Origin of the sequence: Ekhidna sp. (genome assembly GCF_040220215.1) — a bacterium.
GTDB lineage: Bacteria > Bacteroidota > Bacteroidia > Cytophagales > Cyclobacteriaceae > Ekhidna.
Genome location: NZ_JAVJTR010000025.1, coordinates 189,015 through 204,876, shown reverse-complemented (window position 1 = coordinate 204,876; position 15,862 = coordinate 189,015). Strand labels below are relative to the sequence as shown.

Here is a 15,862-nt window from a genome sequence, read left to right as displayed (position 1 = left end):
TAATTATTAATCAAAATTCAAAATCAATATAAAAATGAAAAAGATAATAGCAGGACTAATATTACTGACGAGCGTCAGTTTGGTGGCCCAACAGAAAACAAGCTATACAATGGCTGTAAAGGGTAATGCAGCGGAAACATGGGTCGATATCAATAACCTTTTTGCAGATATTGAAATCGAAGGTACCTCAGGCTCTGAGATTAAAATAGAAGTAAGCAACTATGACGGACTTCCCGAGAAAGCGGCCGGACTAAAGCCACTTTCAGCAACAGGCCCGGAAAACACAGGGATAGGACTTAGCATCAAACAGGAAGGAAACAGAATTTCTATCTCAGGCGCTCATAGGGAAGCCGATGATGCAGAGTACAAAATGTATTTACCCAAAAGCCTGATGCTAAAAATAGACTACAATAGCTGGCAGGCCGGGGATGTGGTTGTCAGAGGAATGGCAGGAGAGATTGAAGCCAAAAGTCAGGTGGGAGATTTGGAATTCATTAACGTGACAGGCCCAATTGTGGCACACACATTAAGCTCGGATTTAGACGTGTCGTTCGCTTCGCTCTCCAGCAAAACACCGACCTCTCTTAGTTCTACCAGTGGAGACATTGATGTCACTTTGCCCGCATCGGTAAAAGGGACATTTAAAATGTCAACCATTTCTGGAGGAGTATATACAGGCGTAGAGTTTGATTTTGGTGAGGAATCAAATATTCGGAGAGTCGGAGGTCAAAATGCCACAGGAAAACTAAACGGTGGTGGTGTAGAAGTTACTTTAAAGACCATAAGCGGAGATATCTACATTAGAAAAGCAGAATAATATGAAAAGCGTAAAAGGACTTTTGATCTTGCTTTGCCTGGCGACCTTTGGGTTGTCGGCACAGCCAAAAAAGGTCACAGAATCTGTAGCTGTGGCCGGGCAAACCAATCTTGATCTGGATTTTGCCTTTGCAGACGACATCCTGTTTAAAACATGGGATAAAAATGAAGTACTCGTGGAGGTTATGGTGGAAATCAATGACGGTGAAGACAATGATATTTTCACGCTCAATTCATCCAAATCGACAAGTACCATTTACATAGAAATGGATGAGGACATGTGGAAGAAGATCAGTAAGGAGAACGGGAAATGGAGTAACTGCAGCTATACATCTACCATCAACTACACGGTGTATCTACCCAGGAAAATGAATGTAAGATCTGAGACCATTTCCGGTGACTATGCTTTTGAATACTTTGGAGCTGAAATGGATCTCAAGACTATCTCGGGCGAAATCGATGTGACCATCCCAGAAAGAAACGGAATGGACTTTAAAGCGAAAACTATCTCGGGAGAGATTTTTTCCGACCTAGAGATCAACTATCCCTATGGCAAAGAAGGCTTGCGTCAGGTTGTTGGACAAGATGTTCGTGGAAGAATAAGCAACGGTGGTGTTGAATCATCATTTGAGTCTATCAGTGGAAATATTTATTTGAGGAAAGGATAAATGTGAAACACCATTGATCACCTTATCCTTTCCGACAATCATGGAAATAAGATCGTTTATGGACGTTATGATGGAAAATAAATTCAGTAAAAATTGAATTTGTGAGGGATATAGGATGCATTCCTGTTATTTGTGAAATCAAACACGACTCCTATGAAAAAAAATGTATGCCTAATCCTACTATTGGTTACCGCGAGCTTTTGCTTTGCCCAAACCAGTATTGAAACGCTAATTGCGGACTATGAACGAGCCAAAGCCATGTCGCTTGAATATGTTGATGCCATGCCAGCGGATAAGTTTGGGTACAAACCGGCAGATGATGTAAGAACCTTTGCTGAACAGTTTCTTCATTCCGCTCAAGGAACGATTGGCTTGGTGAGCAACGGAACAGGGGCTGACAAAATCTACGCAACTGCAAATTTGGAAAAGGATGCCTCCCTCCAATCCAAAGAAGAAGTAAAGCGGATGGTAACAGAAAGTTTTGATTACGCCATTCTGTCAATTAAAAACATGGATGCGAGTAGGTTTGGCGAAATCGTAGAAAGAGGCCCTTTCAAAATCACTCGGTTGGCGTGGATACAAAAAGCCCATGAGCACATATCTCATCACAGAGGACAGGCGGCAGTTTATCTACGTATGAATGGTGTTGTCCCGCCGAAGTATAAGTTGTTTTAAATAAAAGAGATCGGTTCCATGCCGGTCTCTACTTTTCTTCATCTTCCTCAATGATCTCCTGCCTAACATCATCGAGAGATTTGAATTCCTGCTTATAAGTATTGTGAAAAGCGATCATCGTTCCGATGATCGCCACCCAAAAAATCCTTTTTAAAAGCTTCCAAATGGTTTTCACATCAAATTTTTTTTAAAATCCTCTCCCCACCCTCGAAACGTCGAACCGCTCCAAAGAGGGAGATATTGGTATTGATGTGAACCCCATTAGTCAATGGCTACCTTATCCAGGTTCAAAAACTCCACTTCTTCGCTATCCGAAAGTGTGACTCCTATTACAGAATCTTTTGCAATGTTGCCAGCCAGAATCTCTTTTGAAAGCTCGTTAAGAATCTCTCGCTGCAGCACTCGCTTCAATGGTCTGGCTCCAAATTGTGGATCAAACCCAATCTTGCCAAGATGAGCTAACACTTTATTATCGGCTTCTATCTTAATTCCGTTTTCCTCCAGTCGTTTCTGGATGATTTTGAACTGGATACCAACAATCTTTTGAAGGTCTTCCTTACTCAGCGGTCGGAACATGATCGTTTCATCCACCCTGTTCAGGAATTCAGGACGAACTGATTTTTTCAGCAACTCGAATACCTGGTTCTTTGTTTCTTCAATAACCGGTTCCGGATTTTTCTCATCCATTTTCTCAAAACTCTCCTGTATCACACCTGAACCAATATTGGTAGTCATGATAATGATGGTATTCTTGAAATTCGCAACACGGCCTTTATTATCAGTCAGTCTTCCATCGTCCAATACCTGAAGCAGAATGTTGAATACATCAGGGTGTGCCTTTTCAATCTCGTCAAGCAAGATCACACTGTAAGGCTTTCTCCTGACCGCCTCAGTTAGCTGACCACCTTCATCATACCCCACATATCCCGGAGGCGCCCCAATCAATCTGCTTACCGCATGTCGTTCCTGGTATTCCGACATATCAATTCGGACCATCGAGTTCTCATCATTAAACAGATATTCCGCCAATGCTTTAGCCAGCTCTGTTTTACCAACTCCCGTGGTTCCGAGAAAGATAAATGAGCCTATCGGTCGCTTTGGATCATGCAATCCTGCACGGCTTCTTCTCACCGCATCAGAAACAGCCTGAATCGCCTCTGTCTGTCCGGCCACTCTTCTTCCTAGCTCATCTCCCAAGTGAATTAATTTCTCCCGATCACTCTGGAGCATTTTTGAAACCGGAATGCCTGTCCATTTTGCAACTATCTCGGCAATGTCTTCAGCATCTACCTCCTCTTTTAGCAGACTCTTTTCTCCCTGCATTTCATAGAGCTGTTCCTGATATTCCGTTAGTTTTTTCTCAGCCTCCACAATCTTTCCATATCGAATCTCAGCCACCTTATCATACTCACCTGCTCGTTCTGCACGCTCAGCCTCGAGCTTATAGTTTTCGATATTTTCTTTCTCCTCACGTAAACCCTGGATTACTGACTTTTCATTATCCCATTTGGCTTTTAGCTCCTTGCGGTCACCCTCCAGATCAGCAAGCTCTTTGTTCAGCTGTTTTTCTTTCTCCTTGTTTTTCTCTCTACGAATCGCCTCGCGCTCAATCTCAAGTTGCATGATTCTTCGATTCAATTCATCCAATTCTTCCGGAAGTGAGTCGATTTCAATCCGCAACTTTGAAGCCGCTTCATCCATTAGGTCAATGGCCTTATCCGGTAAAAAACGATCTGCTATGTATCTATTGGAAAGTTCAACAGCAGCAATTACCGCATCATCTTTCACGCGAACACCGTGGTGTACTTCGTACTTGTCCTTAATCCCTCTAAGAATAGAAATCGCATCGGTAACACTGGGTTCGTCCACCGTAATAGACTGAAACCTACGTTCAAGGGCTTTATCCTTTTCAATATATTTCTGATACTCCTGAAGTGTGGTCGCACCTATGGCATGAAGCTCTCCCCGGGCTAATGCAGGCTTCAGCAGGTTTGCCGCATCCATGGCGCCTTCGCCTCCTCCTCCTGCACCAATCAGTGTATGGATCTCGTCAATGAAAAGTATGATCTCTCCATCACTATCTGTGACTTCCTTAATTACCGCTTTTAGTCGCTCCTCAAACTCCCCCTTATATTTAGCTCCGGCAACAAGCAGACCCATATCCAGGGAAATAATTGTTTTTGACTTTAGGTTCTCAGGCACATCTCCATCTACTATTCGCTGAGCCATGCCTTCTACAATAGCTGTCTTACCTACACCGGGCTCACCGAGTAAAATCGGGTTGTTTTTTGTCCTTCGTGCCAAAATCTGTAGTACTCTCCTGATCTCTTCATCACGCCCAATGACCGGGTCTATCTTCCCTTTTTTGGCGAGCTCATTGAGGTTTTTTGAATATCGCTCAAGGGACCTATACTTAGATTCGGCGTTTTGATCAGTCACCTTCTCTCCTCCTCTTAATTCCTTGATTGCAGAAATTAATTGCTTCTCCTGAAAACCAGCATCTTTCAAAATCTGAGCTGGTTTATCTGTTCCTGATAATACACCCAGAATAATATGCTCTACAGCAACATACTCATCACCAAAATCTTTGAGATACTTTTCAGCTTTTTGGAGTGCTTTGGCTGCATCATTGGAAAGGTAGGGTTGTCCACCTGAAACCTTTGGATAATTATTTACCAACTGATCAAGTGGGTTAGAGATCATTTGCTTATTTGCCCCTAACTTCTTCAAAATGAATGAAACCAGGTTCTCATCAGACATCAATATTGCTTTGAGTAAATGTCCTGTCTCAATAACCTGCTGTCCACCACCAGAAGCTATCTCTGTTGCTTTTTGTAAGGCTTCTTGTGCCTTGATTGTATAATTATTAAAGTTCATTAGTCGCATTTTATTGTACGATCGGAAGAAAACAAAAGCTATTCCAATGATTTAATTGCACTATTTCAAGACAATTTGGCAGATTATTTTCATGGTGATTCATAAATCAAGACAACTAGTCAGGTACTTGCTATTGCAAATATTTCTAAAAATGATAAACTTTTGTTCGGTATATTTTTACTTAATCGGGGTTTTCGTTTGTTTATGAGTGATATACCCCTAATTTTGAGGGTTCAATTTAAAAACCTGACCAAAATGAAAAAAGTACTATTACTATTAGCTATGGTTGCATTCCTAGGAGCTTGCACCTCATCGTCATCATCATCAGAGTCTGAATCAGAAGATGCAACAGAAGCTGCTGAAGGCGCAATGGATGAAATGGAAGACGCGGCTGGCGATGCAATGGATTCTCTTGACGTAGCTGTTGATTCCCTGGCTGCCGAAGCTGAGGAAGCTGCTGATGAAATGGCTGAAGAAGCAGATCAATAAAAAAATTGATTTCAAAAAATAAAGGGAGCAACTGCTCCCTTTTTTTATACTATTTGAAATCTGACATCTTTCGATCCTGGCGGAAGACCCAGAACATGAGCAGGATTCCTGCGATCGTTAATGGTATACTAAGAATCTGCCCCATATTGAGTGCCATGTTTTCTTCGAATGCTTCCTGGTTCATCTTGAAGTATTCATCCACGAAACGGAGGAACCAAAGTACGATCATAAAAAGTGCAAAATTGAATCCCTGAGGAAGTACGTCTCGCTTCTTGATCCAAAGCCAATAAAGCACAACCATAAGTATTAAACAATAAAGCGCTTCGTAAAGCTGTGCGGCATGGCGTACCTTTCCTAATGCTGAAATTTCAACGAGCTCTTTACCATCCTGCTGGTAGTTTTTATAAATAAGTGGCCCATCGCCAAAGTCCACGTGTTCTGCTACTTCGGTGTATCTGTCAAGTGTACTTTTCACTTGATTTTCCACATACATTTTGTCCTTTAGCTCAAACTTGTATCCCCTTCTGTACTCGATGAAAATAGTTATTGGAACAATGCCAGCCTCCGTGCTTTGCATCTCTCCGCCTTTCTCAAACCAGACGTCATCAACATCGGGAGAGTAATTCAACACGTCCATTGTTGCTCTTGCATACACAATCCCTGTGTTTGAATTAGTTAGTGTTCCTTCCATCTCCGAATTGAACAGGTTCCCAGTTCGGATCATGGCACCCGTCAATGCTACAACTATTACCAGGCGATCCAATATCCACAGGTATCGATAATTATATTTTTTACAAAACAGGTAGATAGCCACTAAGATCCCTAACGCCCCCCCATGACTGGCAAGTCCACCTTCCCAAATCATCAGGATTTTAATCGGATTAGACAGATAGTAGTCTGGATTGTAGAACAAACAATGTCCTAAGCGAGCACCAATGATGGTTGCCAGCACCATATATCCGGTTATTCTTTCTACGTCTTTTTCCGGTCTGCCCTCAGCTTTAAAGATTCTAAAAAACACCTGCTGCGATAGCAAAAAGCCTAATGCAAAAAGCACCCCATACCACCTTGGGGCATAATCAGTAAATGGAATCGTGAAAATGGCTGGATCAAACGTCCAAATGATATAGCTGAGGGTGTTCATTTCAATTTTTTTATGAGACGCTCAAAGATGACCCAATCTGATGAAAGGCCTTAGACTTTTCTCCAGAAAAATGGTGTAAACAGAATAAGTACAGTGAAAAGCTCCAAACGTCCTAGCAACATCATAAATGAAAGTATCCACTTAACACCCATCGGAAGGTGGGCAAAATTATCCACCGGGCCCACATGTCCAATTCCCGGGCCAATATTTCCTAATGTCGTTGCTACAGCTCCTAATGAAGTAGTAAAATCTATGCCAAATGATGAAACCGCAATCGTACCAAAACACATAATCAGGATGTAGATCATGATAAATGCAAGCACATTGAAAGTAATGTCTCTACTCACAGATTTGCCATTGAATCGTACCGGAATAATTGCTGATGGATGAAGGATTCTTTTCAGTTCTAATAAACTATTCTTAATAAGCAAGATATGTCTCACAAGTTTTACCCCTCCCGCTGTGGATCCTGCTGAGCCACCGGCAAACATGAGCAGGAAGAACAATACAGTTAGGAAAGATGTCCATGCGGTATAATCGTGAGTTACATATCCGGTGGTAGTCACAACTGAAACCACCTGAAAAAGGGCATCTCTCATGGATTTCTCAAAAGTGTCATGACCCAGATTGAAAATGAGCAAGCCCACTATAATTGAAACAAAAACGCAGAAAAACAGGTAAAACCTAAACTCTTCATTATTCAGGACTTTTTTAAACCGCCCGTGAAGTCCAAAATAGGTCATGGTGAAATTGGTTCCTGCGAGGAACATGAAACCAATGATTACATATTGTATGAATGGGCTTGAATAATATGCGATGCTGGCATTCTTTGTGGAAAACCCGCCTGTTGCCATAGTGGTCAGGCTATGATTGATTGCATCAAAAAAGGTCATTCCACCTGCCCAAAGGAGTACCATCTCTGTGAGCGTCAGCCCGCAGTAAATGATCCAAAGACGCTTTGCAGTTTCTTTGATTCTGGGCTGTAGCTTATCCGGCGAAATACCGGGAGCTTCTGCTACAAACAGCTGCATACCTCCAATTCCCAAAAGCGGCAAGATTGCTACCGTTAGCACGATAATACCCATTCCACCGATCCACTGTGTGAGGCTTCTCCAAAACAGTATTCCTTTCTGGACGGATTCAATGTCTGTAAGCACGGTAGCCCCCGTTGTAGAAAATCCGGAAAGCGTTTCAAAAAATGCGTTTGTTAAATCCGGAATAGCGCCACTGAGGATATAAGGAAGGCACCCGAAAAAAGACATAAATAGCCAGCCCAGGGTCACTATTAGGTAGCCATCTTTTTTCCGCATGTCGTTGTTTTCCAGATTTCGGGTGAGCAACATCAATAGTCCCCCGCTTCCGATGGTAATGAGCGAAGCGCTGATCAGAGCGACATGTCCTCCTTCTCCATAATAAAAACTAAATGGTAAGCAGGTCAGCATAAATCCTCCATTGATGAGGAGTAAAATCCCGATGACTTTAAAAATTACCTTGTAGTTAAACTGCATGAACTATTTGAAGAAGCTCTCTACTTTTCTGATACATTCAGGTTTTGACAAGACCACTACACGGTCTTTAGGTTGAAATTCAAAATTACCTCTTACCGCAATTCCCTTTCCATCTCTGATCACCCCTCCAACAATTGCCGTTTTAGGGAAGTCAAGGTCTTTCAATTCTTTTTCCATGATCCTGGATTTATCCCCTAATTCAAACTCCAAAATCTCCGCATCAACACCGTGAATACCGGCAATATTCAAAACCTCTCCTTTACGAATGTACCGGAAAATAAAGCTCGCGGCAATCAATTTTTTATTGATGAGGGTGTCAATTCCTATGCTTTGAGAAAGGTGGATATAATCCACATTTTCAACTAATGCAATGGTTTTTCTTACTCCCTGATTTTTGGCAACAAGAGATGCCATGATATTGGTTTCTGAGTTTTCTGTCAGGGCTACAAACGCATCCATTCTGTCGATACTCTCTTCCTTAAGGAGATTAATGTCCCTTCCATCACCATGGATAATCATAGTATCCGGTAGCTCGTCCACCAGATGCAGGCATTTCTCTTTATCTGCCTCAATCAACTTGATGTTGTATTTCTTACTGAGCAGCTTAGCTGTGTTAATTCCAACTTTACTAGCTCCTAGAATCATCACGTTCTTGATCTCAAAACTTTCCTTCCCGGCGAGAGCAGTTACTCGTTCAATCCCATCGGGCTGAGCAATGAAATATGCGTGATCTCCATTTTGAAATTTGTTTTCACCGTATGGAATAATTGTTTTGTTATCCCTAAGAATAGCTACAGTAGTGAAGTTATGATCCGGATTTAGGTATGCTGTTTCAGTAAGTGTTTTTCCGAAAAGCTGAGAGTCTTCATCCACGGTGATACCGACAAGGGAAAGCACTCCCTTTTCAAATTCAAACGTATCAGTAAGTGCGGATTGCTTCAAAAGTCTTTTAATCTCCCTGGCTGCCAATGATGCCGGAGAGATAATTTCATCAATCCCTACATTGCTTAGGTTCAGCTCCTCACGAGAGTGGAGAAGTTCGGTATTGGAAATTCGAGCAATGGTCTTTTTTGCACCAAGGCTTTTTCCTAGAATACAAGTCGTGATATTGGTTTCCTGGATTGAAGTAACGGCAATCAGCAGATCTGCCTTGCCGATATTTGCTTCCTTTAACACCCTGGGAGATGTGGAACTTCCTCTAACTGTGTTCACATCGAGATGTTGAGACACATATTCCAAAACGGAAGCATTCGAGTCTATGATTACAATATCCTGCTCTTCTGCTGTTAAAAGCTTTGCAAGATGAAACCCCATCTCTCCTGCTCCTGCTATTACAATTCTCATCCTATCTTAAATGATATCGGCCGCAAAGATATTGTATCTAAGTGCCAGTATTCCAAAACATTATGAATTATATACTTCACTAAAGTATTTCTTGGTTGCAGCCATCACTTTTGGTGCCAGCACAATAGTGGAAATCATGGTTGGAACAGCCATTAGGCCATAGGCCACAAAAACCAAATTGACCACATCTGTTAGTGACGCTACTGAACCAACCAAAACCAGAGCTATGTACCAATAATAAAAATATCTTCCATATTTAGCTCCAATCAAAAACGACAAACATTTCTGACCATAATAGGCTAAACCAAAAATGGTTGTAATGGCAAAAACCATTACACAGATCATTAATACATAAGGACCAAACCCAGGTAACCCAATAGCAAAAGCTTTTGCAGTCATTACAATACCGTCTGCCTCTCCACTATTCCAAACTCCGGTAATTAAAATGCACAAACCAGTCATTGTACAGACTATGATCGTATCAATTGCAGGGCCCAGCATCGCAACAAGTCCTTCTCTTACGGGTTCTTTAGTTTTTGCGGCACCATGCATCAATGGAGCCATCCCTATTCCAGCTTCATTTGAAAAAGCTGCTCGTTTTGCTCCTTCCACGATTACTGCTCCCACAGCACCTCCAAGCATTGCTTTTGCTGTAAACGCATCTTCAATAATGAAAAGAAAAGAAGGTATAATCTCTCCGGGATTAGTAATCATGATAGTAAGAACCCCAATCACAAATAAGATAACCATAAAAGGAACGAGTTTGGATGCTACACTCCCAATGCGTTTGATACCACCCAGGATAACGATTGCTACGAGAATGGCAATCACAACTCCGATAGTTAGGTTAACAGAAAAAGAACTTTCTATTCCGGCTGGGATAAGCACCACATTCTTAAATACAGCAACCATCTGATTAGTTTGAAAGACAGGCGTAGCTCCAAAAAATCCTGCAACACAGAAAAATCCGGCTAAAGGCATCCATTTTTTTCCTAAAGCTTCTCTGATAACATACATAGGGCCTCCCTGTACGTTCCCTTCGGAATCCTTGCCACGAAATTGCACAGCAAGAGTACAGGTAAAATATTTTGTTGCCATGCCTATGAAGGCACTCACCCACATCCAAAACATGGCGCCTGGCCCACCCGCTGCTATTGCCAGAGCAACACCACTTATATTCCCCATGCCTATGGTTGCTGCCAGTGCACCCGATAGCGCCTGAAAGTGACTGATCTCTCCCGGGTCATTTGGGTCATCATATTTACCTCGTAATACATTGATGGCATGACGGAGAAATCGGAAAGGCAAAAAGCGCGAATAAATCAGGAGAAAAAGCCCTCCTCCCAGAAGTAGGATCAATAAAGGTGGACCCCAGATAAAGGCAACAGCATCAGATAAAAACGTACTAATTGAATTCATAAAGCGCGTGAAGGTAATATGTATCTTTGATCCAAGTAGATTTTAATAAGTATTGAAGTGAACAAAAAGACTATTTTGATCATTCTAAAGATCGGAAATTAACTTAAAATTTAATGAAGCTTAATTTTAGAACATTAGGAGAGGGAGAGCCCCTCATTATCATGCATGGTGTTTTTGGTTCCTCTGACAACTGGCAGACCTTAGGAAAGGTTTTCGCAGAGAAGTTTAAAGTTTATCTCGTCGATTTAAGGAATCATGGAAACTCACCACACAGTGATGAGTTTGATTACACCTTGATGGTATCTGATGTGATTGAGCTTATGGAAGATGAGGGGTTGTCAAAGGCTCATATCCTTGGCCATTCTATGGGTGGTAAAGTGGCGATGCATCTCGCAACACAACACGCTGAGAAAGTTGATAAGCTGGTAGTGGTAGATATCGCTCCTAAATATTATCCTCCGCATCACCAGCAAATTTTTGATGGGTTTCATTCCGTAGATTTAGATAATCTTGAAAACAGAAAGGATGCGGATGATCAGATGGCTAAAGTGATTTCCAATATGGGAGTTCGTCAGTTTATTCTCAAAAACCTGGATCGGAAAAAAGATGGTTCTTTTGACTGGAAACTAAATGTTGATGCGATTGAAAAGTCGATCGAAAAAGTAGGTGAGGGAATTGAAGGTGACGTGAGTTTTAATGGAACTTCACTATTTGTTGCAGGCGGTAAATCGGATTACATCACCGATGCAGACCATGATTTGATTCGTGAGCACTTTCCAAAAGCAATAGTAGCAACCGTAAAAGACGCGGGCCACTGGGTACATGCAGAGAAGCCAAAGGAACTAGGTGAAATGGTAATGGAGTTTCTTGGATAAGCGAAAATGTATCTCAAAAGATGTTTTATCATGTCATTTCGACTGAAAGGAGAAATCTTTTCCTTATAAGTGGCCAAGTATCAATAGTATAGATTTCTCGCTTTGCTCGAAATGACAAATTTGAGATAACCCTTTCTCACCTAATTTTATTCCACAAATAACCCAAAAGCATTAGAACGAGACTTATGAGTACACAAGTAGTGATGGGGAAATAAAAACTGAATTTTTCACGCTCAATCCTGATGTCTCCGGGAAGCCTCCCTAATGGAACATTCGGGGCGAATTCCAGGATCGAACCAGCAATCACTAAAACAATTCCAACTAAAATCAATATTTTGCCCATATGAGTCAAGGTAAACTGTTCCTAATTCCTACCTACTTGTCAACAGATAACGATGCGTCTTTTGTTTCACCAATGGTGACTGAAGTGCTTCTAAACACGAAGTTTTTTTTTGTTGAAAATGTCCGAACAGCCAGACGGTTTATAAGCAGTCTGAAAGCCGGTATCACTATTGACGAGCTTGACTTTAAAATTTTAGATAAAAAATCAAACTGGGATCAGATGTATCCTCTTTTTGAACCCCTTCGAAATGGAGAAGACATGGGGGTAATCTCTGAGGCCGGTGTTCCTTGCCTTGCAGATCCTGGAAACCTGGCAGTAAGTTTTGCACATCAAACAAACATCCAGGTGGTGCCAATGCCTGGAACCTCATCTATCCAAATGGCATTGATTGCCTCCGGCTTTAATGGACAAAAATTTACGTTTCACGGATATCTTCCGATTGACAAAAACCCAAGACAGCAAAAAATACGAGAGTTGGAGAAGCTGAGTCAGACCGGATACACGCAGCTTTTCATGGAAACCCCTTACCGAAATCAGCAATTAATAAAAGACATTTTGAAGACGTGCAGACCAGATACCTTACTCAGTGTTGCTGCAGACATCTCCGGATCTAATGAAAAAATTAGAACTCAGCCAGTATCAAAATGGCAGAAGACTGACATTCAAATACATAAAATTCCAGCCATTTTTAGTTTTGGTCAATTCCCATAACGTAGTTCACCGAATCTTCTAAATTTGCCGACCAGTTTAAACATTACATAGATGCCCTATTTATTTACTTCAGAGTCCGTAAGCGAAGGACACCCGGATAAAATTGCCGATCAGATTTCAGATGCCCTATTGGATCATTTCCTCGCTTTCGACCCGGACAGCAAAGTAGCTTGCGAAACGATGGTGACAACCGGACTTGTTGCTTTAGCTGGAGAAGTAAAAACCAAAGCCTATGTAGATGTTCAGAACATTGCGCGTGAAGTAATCAACAAAATTGGCTACACAAAAGGCGAATACATGTTTGACGGAAATTCCTGTGGAGTGATCTCCGCAATCCATGAGCAATCTCCTGATATTAACCAGGGAGTTGATCGTGCTACAGAAGATGAGCAAGGAGCAGGTGATCAGGGTATGATGTTTGGTTATGCCACCACTGAGACGGACAATTACATGCCGCTGGCGCTAAACATCTCGCATAGCATTTTGATGGAACTTTCAGCCATTCGAAAAGAAGGCAAAGAGATGACCTACCTAAGGCCTGATGCCAAGTCGCAGGTTACAATTGAATATGATGACAATAATCATCCGATTCGAATTGATGCGATAGTAGTCTCTACCCAGCATGACGAGTTTGACAATGAGGATAATATGTTGAAGAAGATCAAGGCAGATGTGATCAACATTTTGATTCCTCGGGTCATTGCTAAAATGAAGGCCGAAAACCAGGAACTTTTCAATGATCAGATCAAATACCACATCAACCCAACCGGTAAGTTTGTAATCGGTGGGCCTCACGGTGATGCCGGGCTTACCGGAAGAAAAATCATCGTCGATACATATGGTGGAAAAGGAGCACATGGTGGTGGAGCATTTTCCGGAAAAGACCCTTCCAAAGTAGATCGCTCTGCTGCTTATGCCACCAGGCATATTGCGAAAAACCTAGTTGCAGCAGGTGTGGCTAATGAGGTGCTTGTTCAAGTTTCTTACGCTATCGGAGTTCCTGAGCCGATGGGTATTTATGTTAACACCTACGGAACATCTAATGTGGATATGAAGGATGGTGAAATTGCTAAAATCGTTGCAAAGATTTTTGATATGCGTCCCGCTTATATCATCAAACGATTGAAGCTTAAAGAACCTATCTATTCTGAATCTGCTGCCTATGGGCATATGGGAAGGGCTCCTGAAGTAAAGCAGGTGATTTTCAAAGGAAATGGTAATGAAGAAGTGAAAAAAGTGGTGGAGACGTTTACCTGGGAAAAGCTTGATTATGTTGATCAGGTAAAAGAGGCGTTTGGCCTGTAACCATGAATAGTCTAATAAGTAGCTGGCATGAGGTGGTAAAGCACGGAGATGCTAAGTTGCTTAAGTCCATCCTTGACAAAGACGCCATATTCTATTCTCCTATTCTTTTCAAACCTCAAAAGGGGCGAAAGATCGTTATGGTCTACTTGCTTTCAGCAGCTAAAATGTTTGAAAGTGCCAACTTTCATTATGTAAAAGAAATCATAGGTGAGCGAGACGCCATGCTAGAGTTCAATGCCGAAATAGATGGAATCATCATGGATGGTGTAGATATAATTACCTGGAATGAGGAAAATAAAATCACGGAATTCAAGGTGATGATTCGTCCAAGTAAAGCCATTGAGAAAGTAGGAGAGAAAATGCTGGCCAACCTCAAAGAAATGAGCCTTTGGGATAAATTAAAGTTGAAAATGCCATGAAAAAGATTTGGATAGGATTTTTAATTGCAACCCTGGTAAGTTGCCAGACCACCAGTGAAAATTCACCGATTGTAATAGATCCTGTTGCGGAAGGTCAATCTTTCAATGCTGCATTTCTAATGATTGATGGAGTTTATAATTCCGAATTGATGGCTCCTTATGACATTTTCCAGCATACTATTTTCCATACTGACGGAGGAATCAAGGTTTTTACTGTAGCAGAAACGATGTATACAGTGACGTCTTTCGAGGGGTTAAAGCTGATTCCTCATTATTCCTTTGATAGTCCTAATCTACCGGAGATAGACATTCTGGTGGTTCCAAGTGCAGAACACAACATGGATACCGACCTTGAAAATGAAGTCCTTATCAACTGGGTGTCCGAAGTTGGTTCAAAGGCCGATTATGTCATATCATTGTGTGATGGAGCATTTGTTTTAGCAAAAGCAGGGTTGGTAGAAGGAAAAGAGTCCACCACATTTCCAACCGATATTGAAAAATTCCGGGAAACATTCCCTAATCTCACAGTACATGAAAACGTCTCTTTCGTACATCATGATAAACTGCTAACCTCCGCAGGAGGAGCAAAGTCTTATGACGTGTCGCTATATCTGGTTCACCATTTATATGGAGACAAAGTAGCGAAAGGAGTCGGTCGTGGCTTAGTCATCGACTGGGACTTGAATGACTATGAATTTATTAAAGTGGATTAATCCGTAAGTGAAAAGCTGACTACCAGCTTTTCAGGTGTCAGTCGCATTCCATCTTTTTGCCTGTTCACGTTGAAAGTCATTCGGTAATCACCCGCAGCGACCTTTTCCTCAATAGTTTTAATGGGTGGCCTTATCCCATTTTCATTCCCGCACTTTCGGGATATCAACCCCCATGAAATCTCAATGGTTTCATTCGGTTTTACCTCGTTGACAGCCGGTGGTCTACATGGTGTGCCACAAGCACAGGGTATGTAGGGTATTCTTACCCAACTTCCCTCTTCATTCTTCTCTATATACAAATGTTGGGTAGACTCTACCTGCACAGGTTCATCTGAAACATTGGTCAGAACAAACGAAACATTGTTGCTGTATTTGTCCTGGAGTTTGCTTACTAAAACGCTTTCAGAACCGGAAAAACTTTCGCTTGCCTTGCAGCCTCCCAAAATAAGTGCAGCGAGCATAGCTCCAATGTATATGTATTTCATGGTGATCTTTTTAAAACATCCTTAGCTACAAGGACTTATTTAGCGATTAATGTCTTCGCAATCTAATTTGC

General features: G+C 41.7%; 17 protein-coding genes. 9 read left to right on the top strand and 8 right to left on the bottom strand.

Annotated features, from left to right (window positions below):
- Positions 1-34 precede the first annotated feature (34 nt).
- The 3 genes from RIC88_RS17320 to RIC88_RS17310 all read left to right on the top strand — a co-directional run bounded on the left by RIC88_RS17320 (position 35) and on the right by RIC88_RS17310 (position 2,159).
- Positions 35-817 (top strand): DUF4097 family beta strand repeat-containing protein, encoded by a 783-nt coding sequence (locus RIC88_RS17320; RefSeq protein ID WP_089354995.1) that lies wholly within the window; start codon positions 35-37, stop codon positions 815-817.
- 1 nt (position 818) lies between these two features.
- Positions 819-1,484 carry a DUF4097 family beta strand repeat-containing protein gene (locus tag RIC88_RS17315; RefSeq protein WP_350218829.1) on the top strand — a complete coding sequence of 222 codons (666 nt, stop codon included), beginning with the start codon at positions 819-821 and terminating at the stop codon, positions 1,482-1,484.
- A 153-nt stretch (positions 1,485-1,637) separates the two neighbouring features.
- Positions 1,638-2,159 carry a DinB family protein gene (locus RIC88_RS17310; RefSeq protein ID WP_350218828.1) on the top strand — a complete coding sequence of 174 codons (522 nt, stop codon included), beginning with the start codon at positions 1,638-1,640 and terminating at the stop codon, positions 2,157-2,159.
- 28 nt (positions 2,160-2,187) lie between these two features.
- Here the strand turns inward: RIC88_RS17310 and RIC88_RS17305 are convergent, their stop codons facing one another.
- On the bottom strand, positions 2,188-2,334 hold the full coding sequence (locus tag RIC88_RS17305; protein ID WP_350218827.1) for a hypothetical protein: 147 nt from the start codon (positions 2,332-2,334) through the stop codon (positions 2,188-2,190).
- A gap of 86 nt (positions 2,335-2,420) precedes the next feature.
- Entirely contained in the window at positions 2,421-5,036 is a 2,616-nt protein-coding gene (clpB, locus tag RIC88_RS17300) for an ATP-dependent chaperone ClpB (protein ID WP_350218826.1), read from the bottom strand.
- Positions 5,037-5,291: 255 nt separating this feature from the next.
- Between clpB and RIC88_RS17295 the strand changes: the two genes are divergently transcribed.
- Positions 5,292-5,525, top strand: coding sequence for a hypothetical protein (locus RIC88_RS17295; RefSeq protein ID WP_350218825.1), 234 nt, complete (start codon positions 5,292-5,294; stop codon positions 5,523-5,525).
- Between the two features lie 49 nt (positions 5,526-5,574).
- On the opposite strand, the gene RIC88_RS17290 is transcribed toward RIC88_RS17295, so the two are convergent.
- From RIC88_RS17290 to RIC88_RS17275, 4 genes are read right to left on the bottom strand one after another with little or no spacing between them, the layout of a single operon-like run.
- A complete protein-coding gene (locus RIC88_RS17290) occupies positions 5,575-6,669 on the bottom strand; it encodes a prolipoprotein diacylglyceryl transferase (protein WP_350218824.1) in 1,095 nt (364 codons plus the stop codon).
- Between the two features lie 50 nt (positions 6,670-6,719).
- Entirely contained in the window at positions 6,720-8,177 is a 1,458-nt protein-coding gene (locus RIC88_RS17285; RefSeq protein WP_350218823.1) for a TrkH family potassium uptake protein, read from the bottom strand.
- Positions 8,178-8,180: 3 nt separating this feature from the next.
- Positions 8,181-9,521: a Trk system potassium transporter TrkA gene (trkA, locus tag RIC88_RS17280; protein ID WP_350218822.1), complete on the bottom strand. Its 1,341-nt coding sequence runs from the start codon at positions 9,519-9,521 to the stop codon at positions 8,181-8,183.
- Positions 9,522-9,581: 60 nt separating this feature from the next.
- On the bottom strand, positions 9,582-10,940 hold the full coding sequence (locus RIC88_RS17275; RefSeq protein WP_350218821.1) for an alanine/glycine:cation symporter family protein: 1,359 nt from the start codon (positions 10,938-10,940) through the stop codon (positions 9,582-9,584).
- 113 nt (positions 10,941-11,053) lie between these two features.
- Between RIC88_RS17275 and RIC88_RS17270 the strand changes: the two genes are divergently transcribed.
- The gene (locus RIC88_RS17270; protein ID WP_350218820.1) at positions 11,054-11,815 is read left to right on the top strand and encodes an alpha/beta fold hydrolase; all 762 of its coding nucleotides are present in this window, start codon (positions 11,054-11,056) and stop codon (positions 11,813-11,815) included.
- Positions 11,816-11,951: 136 nt separating this feature from the next.
- Here the strand turns inward: RIC88_RS17270 and RIC88_RS17265 are convergent, their stop codons facing one another.
- Complete coding sequence (locus RIC88_RS17265; RefSeq protein ID WP_350218819.1) at positions 11,952-12,158, bottom strand: DUF2905 domain-containing protein; 207 nt, start codon at positions 12,156-12,158, stop codon at positions 11,952-11,954.
- Between RIC88_RS17265 and RIC88_RS17260 the strand changes: the two genes are divergently transcribed.
- From RIC88_RS17260 to RIC88_RS17245, 4 genes are read left to right on the top strand one after another with little or no spacing between them, the layout of a single operon-like run.
- Entirely contained in the window at positions 12,159-12,869 is a 711-nt protein-coding gene (locus RIC88_RS17260; RefSeq protein ID WP_350218818.1) for an SAM-dependent methyltransferase, read from the top strand.
- A 51-nt stretch (positions 12,870-12,920) separates the two neighbouring features.
- A complete protein-coding gene (gene metK / locus RIC88_RS17255; protein ID WP_350218817.1) occupies positions 12,921-14,174 on the top strand; it encodes a methionine adenosyltransferase in 1,254 nt (417 codons plus the stop codon).
- 2 nt (positions 14,175-14,176) lie between these two features.
- Positions 14,177-14,593 carry a nuclear transport factor 2 family protein gene (locus RIC88_RS17250; protein WP_350218816.1) on the top strand — a complete coding sequence of 139 codons (417 nt, stop codon included), beginning with the start codon at positions 14,177-14,179 and terminating at the stop codon, positions 14,591-14,593.
- A complete protein-coding gene (locus RIC88_RS17245) occupies positions 14,590-15,306 on the top strand; it encodes a DJ-1/PfpI family protein (RefSeq protein ID WP_350218815.1) in 717 nt (238 codons plus the stop codon). The genes RIC88_RS17250 and RIC88_RS17245 overlap by 4 nt, the downstream gene beginning before the upstream one ends.
- On the opposite strand, the gene RIC88_RS17240 is transcribed toward RIC88_RS17245, so the two are convergent.
- The gene (locus RIC88_RS17240; protein WP_350218814.1) at positions 15,303-15,791 is read right to left on the bottom strand and encodes a hypothetical protein; all 489 of its coding nucleotides are present in this window, start codon (positions 15,789-15,791) and stop codon (positions 15,303-15,305) included. The genes RIC88_RS17245 and RIC88_RS17240 overlap by 4 nt on opposite strands.
- Positions 15,792-15,862: the final 71 nt, after the last annotated feature.

Bases quoted from the DNA above. Each gene is read 5' to 3' on its own strand.
- RIC88_RS17315 (WP_350218829.1), top strand. From the start codon at position 819: ATGAAAAGCGTAAAAGGACTTTTGATCTTGCTTTGCCTGGCGACCTTT.
- RIC88_RS17260 (WP_350218818.1), top strand. From the start codon at position 12,159: ATGAGTCAAGGTAAACTGTTCCTAATTCCTACCTACTTGTCAACAGAT.
- RIC88_RS17275 (WP_350218821.1), bottom strand. From the start codon at position 10,940: ATGAATTCAATTAGTACGTTTTTATCTGATGCTGTTGCCTTTATCTGG.
- clpB (WP_350218826.1), bottom strand. From the start codon at position 5,036: ATGAACTTTAATAATTATACAATCAAGGCACAAGAAGCCTTACAAAAA.
- RIC88_RS17250 (WP_350218816.1), top strand. From the start codon at position 14,177: ATGAATAGTCTAATAAGTAGCTGGCATGAGGTGGTAAAGCACGGAGAT.
- RIC88_RS17320 (WP_089354995.1), top strand. From the start codon at position 35: ATGAAAAAGATAATAGCAGGACTAATATTACTGACGAGCGTCAGTTTG.
- RIC88_RS17265 (WP_350218819.1), bottom strand. From the start codon at position 12,158: ATGGGCAAAATATTGATTTTAGTTGGAATTGTTTTAGTGATTGCTGGT.
- trkA (WP_350218822.1), bottom strand. From the start codon at position 9,521: ATGAGAATTGTAATAGCAGGAGCAGGAGAGATGGGGTTTCATCTTGCA.
- RIC88_RS17295 (WP_350218825.1), top strand. From the start codon at position 5,292: ATGAAAAAAGTACTATTACTATTAGCTATGGTTGCATTCCTAGGAGCT.
- RIC88_RS17245 (WP_350218815.1), top strand. From the start codon at position 14,590: ATGAAAAAGATTTGGATAGGATTTTTAATTGCAACCCTGGTAAGTTGC.
- RIC88_RS17310 (WP_350218828.1), top strand. From the start codon at position 1,638: ATGAAAAAAAATGTATGCCTAATCCTACTATTGGTTACCGCGAGCTTT.
- RIC88_RS17285 (WP_350218823.1), bottom strand. From the start codon at position 8,177: ATGCAGTTTAACTACAAGGTAATTTTTAAAGTCATCGGGATTTTACTC.
- RIC88_RS17290 (WP_350218824.1), bottom strand. From the start codon at position 6,669: ATGAACACCCTCAGCTATATCATTTGGACGTTTGATCCAGCCATTTTC.
- RIC88_RS17240 (WP_350218814.1), bottom strand. From the start codon at position 15,791: ATGAAATACATATACATTGGAGCTATGCTCGCTGCACTTATTTTGGGA.
- metK (WP_350218817.1), top strand. From the start codon at position 12,921: ATGCCCTATTTATTTACTTCAGAGTCCGTAAGCGAAGGACACCCGGAT.
- RIC88_RS17270 (WP_350218820.1), top strand. From the start codon at position 11,054: ATGAAGCTTAATTTTAGAACATTAGGAGAGGGAGAGCCCCTCATTATC.